The organism is Leucobacter sp. M11, from assembly GCF_035726885.1.
In the GTDB taxonomy this organism is placed as follows: Bacteria; Actinomycetota; Actinomycetes; order Actinomycetales; family Microbacteriaceae; genus JAPFRB01.
In genome coordinates, this window is sequence record NZ_JAPFRB010000005.1 from 98968 (window position 1) to 99385 (window position 418).

Genomic DNA, 418 nt, shown 5'->3' on the forward strand with positions numbered 1-418 from the left:
CGGTCGCTCCGGTAACCGATGAGCACGTGGTGCCCGTCGGCGACGCAGCGCTCGGCGACGGCGCGGCCGATGCCCCGGGACGCTCCGGTGATGGCGACGATCATGGCGAGCTCCTGTGGCGCGGGCTGGCTTAGCGCCCGGCCTTCCCCTCGGGCTTGCCCTGGGCACCCGGGCGGCTGGGCGCGATCGAGCCGACGATGAGCGCGGACTGCAGGATGAGCGACTCGCGGGCCCCGGTGGCGTTCCAGCCGATCACCTCGGAGACCTTCTTGAGGCGGTAGCGGACCGTGTTCGGGTGCACGAAGAGCTCCCGGGCCGTCGCCTCCAGGGAGCGCCCGTTGTCGAGGTAGCACCAGAGCGTCTCCAGCAGCTCGGGGGAGTGCGCGCGCAGGGGATCGTAGATGTTCTCGATCAGGGT

2 protein-coding genes are annotated in these 418 nt (G+C 71.3%); both read right to left on the reverse strand.

Annotation, left to right across the window (positions count from 1 at the left end; translation table 11 throughout):
- The coding region (locus OOT08_RS19225; protein WP_442916276.1) for an SDR family NAD(P)-dependent oxidoreductase at positions 1-104 on the reverse strand (104 nt) is incomplete at its 3' end.
- Positions 105-130: 26 nt separating this feature from the next.
- A partial coding sequence (locus OOT08_RS15765; protein ID WP_325093788.1) for a PucR family transcriptional regulator occupies positions 131-418 on the reverse strand: 288 nt, incomplete at its 5' end.